Origin of the sequence: Endozoicomonas sp. ONNA1 (genome assembly GCF_024606325.1) — a bacterium.
Classification (GTDB): Bacteria; Pseudomonadota; Gammaproteobacteria; order Pseudomonadales; family Endozoicomonadaceae; genus Endozoicomonas_A.
Genome location: NZ_JAHHPN010000001.1, coordinates 1 through 4,249, shown reverse-complemented (window position 1 = coordinate 4,249; position 4,249 = coordinate 1). Strand labels below are relative to the sequence as shown.

Here is a 4,249-nt window from a genome sequence, read left to right as displayed (position 1 = left end):
GAAGTATTTATTGTTCGGTGCAATGTCGTGCATACCCTTGATAAGGAAAGTCACGCAACCCAAGCAACAATACCTTATTTTCATCATGTTTTTTTTTCTTAGGAAAATTACCATTAAACTGGGACAACCAGGTGAATGCAGGATCTTCGGCAATAGTATCATTCGCTGTTTCTATGCCTAGTTGCTTCGCATAAGCAAGCGATCTTGAATCACGATATACTCGTATATCTGCTAGTCGCAGTATTGAGGCTACGCTATTATTATGCCAACCACTTCCCAAGGGACCTACACCACAGCCAGCCACAATTGTGCATACTTTATGTGATTTGGCACGTTCGAAAATTGCCTGCATCGGTGCTAACGAATCAAGTGCCATTAATGGCCCGCCACCAAACACAACGTAATTCATCTGCTTAACTAGCCCTACACCCTCTTCAGGCGTAACAATTTCAACATTACGTAGTTCTTTCATTTGCCATCGGGTCATTTCAGTGACATAAGGATTTAGAGCAACTATTGTAAACTTTGATGGTCCACCTAATACTCTAATAAAGGTATTAATCACACCACCTAATATTCCCTTATCCCCAAGCGTTTCTGTGCCATACCAACCACATATTAGAATCTTCTTATTTGTTTCTCTCGGTATATCAATAGTTTCAGGCTGTGTACGAAAATATTCTATCTGTTTTAGAAATCTATGACGATTACGAATATTGTTTAAAAAGGTAAACCCTGGGAGCTTACGAACATTTTCTTTCAGTGTAAATTTCTCATCCAAACGTTCTAACAAAATTCGTCTATAGAACACAGGCTTTGGTAATCCAGTATAATCATGGTGACAATTATCACATTCGTTTTTGATTATATCTTTTAAGTGTTTGCTATTACCGAAATATGCCTGCATTGGGTCACCTTCAGCAATATTATCCATAAGAGGCTTACTCTTTACAGCACAATATGCTAACTCACCTTTAGCTGTTATAGTAGCCCCCCTATGTTTCCAGTCACACCCCGCTGCACGCGGTTTATTGTAAAGAATTTGATCAATCAATGAGCGATAAAAAAATATCTGCATTGGATTAGTTTCATAATTTTTAACCACTCCCTCCAGAAATTCAACCAGCTCGTACTTCTCTTCAAAAGTTAGGGCATAAGGGTCAAGAAGATTTTCAGTATATAATCGTTGATGTGGTATTCCTTGCCTGAATTTAATATAAAATCCTTCATGAATGCAGAATTCTAATAAATCAGGTAGTTCAAAAACATTCTCTCGGACGACTGTACACCCAACACTTACACTATCTACAGACCTAAACCCAGAAAGGAAAGAAAGTACTTTTTTTGCGTTTTCAAAGTTACCTCTTCTTCCGCGAACAGCATCATGAACATCTCCAAAACCATCTAAAGATACCATTACATCAAAATTCTTATCGAATGACTTAACGAGTTTACCCAGATTTTCGAGCTGCTCTATAACTTGTTTATGTTTAAAAGCATTCGTTATTATAGAGACGTACTGTAACTTCGGAAGTTTTTCTAGAGCAATCTCTACAAGCTGGATTAGATCTTTTCTAAGGGTAGGCTCACCACCATTGAACCCAATGGCCTCTACATTACTGAACAAGTCACTTTCAAATCCTTTCCTAAGCTCGTCAGAAGTAATATCTCTGCTTTGTTTATTTTCCCAAATACGACACATCTGACACCGAGAATTACAAATATCAATAACTGGAAACTGAATTACTCTAGGCTTTTTAAGTGCTAAGTTACTCTCAAATAATGAATTATAAAAATGATTGTACACTGATTTAATATTCATTATCTCTCTAATCCCCAAGTAGACAAAAATCTACCCAACTTGTTTACACCCTTAACTAACAAGCTTCTTTGATCAGCAACTCTAGGTGAATCAAATATTCTTTCCAAACTTTCGCCACAAGCCCCTTTAACAACAATCGGTGTTCCTCTTGGCGTGTAAATCTCATCAAAGTTTTGAAATGAAGCACGAAAAACTAAACGTTTATCACTAGTACTCATTTCATCACTACCATGCACAAGAAGTTGATTAAAAACCAAAACATCACCAGGATCTAATTCGACGTACATTACTTCATCAAGTTCAAGTTGACTTAAGTCTATCCTATCGTGATGTGTTTCACCCTCAACTCTATACCATGGAAGAAATCCCAAATTATGACTACCAGGGAATACCTTTAATGCACCAGTGCTCTTTTTTACTGGGTCGATTGCGCACCACGCTATATACTTAATCGGTTCTTCAGGCCTAGATACAAAGTCTTGATGCCATGGCACGCCGTTTTTTTTTCCTTTTGGTTTGTAAACAAGACTGTTTTCATACATAAAAATATTATCACCTAGTGCAGTAGTCAAAGCATCAAGGATCTTCTCGTTACGTACCATATCATTGAAAAGTGGATATCTCTGAACCAAATCGTATAGTACACCTTGATCTGCCCTATGCTTTAAATAATACTTCTCAAATGGGTCAGCATAATTCTTTTCAGCATATGAGATGATGGACTCCAAAAAAAATCGTCTTTCTGAAAGAAACTCTTCCGTAAATACATTACGTATTACTACAAACCCATACTTTTCAAATCCAAACTCCATTTCCCCTCCTTCTATCTATGGTTATAGATGAGACTAACCGCATAATTAAAACTTAAGTTCAGACTTAACATAGACCCAAAATCTACTATCAAAAATATAACGAAATGAAAGTAATTTTTCTTTACCCAAACACCTAAGCTCTTTAACAAAAACATCAAACAGCAAGAAAGAAGAAAGAAAACTGAGCACTATAGATATTGCAGCACCGCTGGCACCAAATCTAGGTATTAAAACCATATTTGATACAAAATTAACTATTAAGCCAAAAATATTCCTATACAAATTAAGTTTTAATTTTTTCTCTACAACCAGCCAAGAACCTGAAACCAGCCCCATTGATAAAAAGACGGACGCCCACACATGAATAATAAGAACAGTTGAACTTTGGCTGTATAAATCACCATATACTATATCTATCAACCATCCTCCAAAAAGAGTTACAAAAAAGGAAACAGCTAGAGAAATAATTATGACAACGCCGAAAAGATAACTTATCGCTTTCATATAATCTTCATTAGATATTTCTCTGAGTTCAACCAACTTTGGAAAAGTTGTAGCAACAATTGCAACAGGTACAAAATACCAAGCCTCACTTATCCTAAGGGCTGCAGAATAAATTCCAACTTCAGACTCCGATGCCATATAGAAGAGCATCAATTGCCCTTGCTTCATGAAAAGAATCGAAGAAAACCCAGCAATTATTTCAGGCCAAGATTCACTTAAAAGCTCTTTCGCCTTTCTAACTCTAAAAAAGTCAATACTTATTAAAGAGGTTTCATTTTCTCTTGCACAAAACCTCATAAAAAAAACAGCAATTAAAAAATACTCTAACAAAGTTACCGAGAGCAACCATGTAATACTAAGCCCAATATAAACCATAATGACTTTTGAAATAGCAGATAAAAAGAAAGCTATCGCTCTCAAAACACTTACTATACGAAATGAGCCAACCCCTTGCTCATAAAAATCCAAGACATCAAAAGCATTAAGTAAAACGCATAAAAAAGCAATAATAGAAAGTAGCGCCGACTGTTCAACAAAAAAATAAGATAACGCTACACAAACTAGTAAAATTATAATAGAAGCTGAGAATCGTAGAATAAAAGCAGTAGAAATAATTTCAGCCTTCCCTAAAAAACTATTAACTTTGGCCACTTCCCTGACAATGATTCTATTAAAACCAAGGGACGCTATTATCACGAAAACAGCAATAATTGCCAAGTAATAGTTTAAGACTCCAAAACCTTCTGGCTTTAAATGCCGAGCTACTAAAGCACTCACAAACACTGACAAAATGAGTCTAAATAATTTTTCCGAAATCACCCAAAGCGTATTCTTAACCACCATAATAAGAACTAATAAATTCCCTAATCAAAAAATGAAACGTAGTTTCTCAATAATTACTGCATGGCAAGAGGCGGCAAGATGATGAAAATCATTCCCTCCCACGATACTTTTTATCGGGTTTTCTGCCTGCTGAACCTAGAAGTATTCGAAGAATGCTTTACACGCAGGGTATCGGATACGTTGATTTAGCACGGCAAAATCATGAAAGTGCCAGCCCAGCAAGGACTTCAGCCAGATAGCGTGTACTCATAGCGGCTTTCTTTTGTTT

The 4,249-nt window shown here is 36.3% G+C and carries 3 protein-coding genes; all 3 read right to left on the bottom strand.

Annotation, left to right across the window (positions count from 1 at the left end; genetic code table 11):
• Positions 1–7: 7 nt before the first annotated feature.
• Genes KDK19_RS00015 through KDK19_RS00005 form a run of 3 tightly spaced genes read right to left on the bottom strand, consistent with a single transcriptional unit; the run spans position 8 to position 3,981 of the window.
• Complete coding sequence (locus KDK19_RS00015) at positions 8–1,822, bottom strand: radical SAM protein (RefSeq protein ID WP_257291068.1); 1,815 nt, start codon at positions 1,820–1,822, stop codon at positions 8–10.
• The gene (locus tag KDK19_RS00010; protein ID WP_257254446.1) at positions 1,822–2,634 is read right to left on the bottom strand and encodes a phytanoyl-CoA dioxygenase family protein; all 813 of its coding nucleotides are present in this window, start codon (positions 2,632–2,634) and stop codon (positions 1,822–1,824) included. The genes KDK19_RS00015 and KDK19_RS00010 overlap by 1 nt, the downstream gene beginning before the upstream one ends.
• Positions 2,635–2,679: 45 nt before the next feature.
• Positions 2,680–3,981 carry a flippase gene (locus tag KDK19_RS00005; RefSeq protein ID WP_257254447.1) on the bottom strand — a complete coding sequence of 434 codons (1,302 nt, stop codon included), beginning with the start codon at positions 3,979–3,981 and terminating at the stop codon, positions 2,680–2,682.
• Positions 3,982–4,249: the final 268 nt, after the last annotated feature.

Excerpts from the sequence above, each read along its gene's own strand:
- KDK19_RS00010 (WP_257254446.1), bottom strand. The coding sequence starts at position 2,634 with ATGGAGTTTGGATTTGAAAAGTATGGGTTTGTAGTAATACGTAATGTA.
- KDK19_RS00015 (WP_257291068.1), bottom strand. The coding sequence starts at position 1,822 with ATGAATATTAAATCAGTGTACAATCATTTTTATAATTCATTATTTGAG.
- KDK19_RS00005 (WP_257254447.1), bottom strand. The coding sequence starts at position 3,981 with ATGGTGGTTAAGAATACGCTTTGGGTGATTTCGGAAAAATTATTTAGA.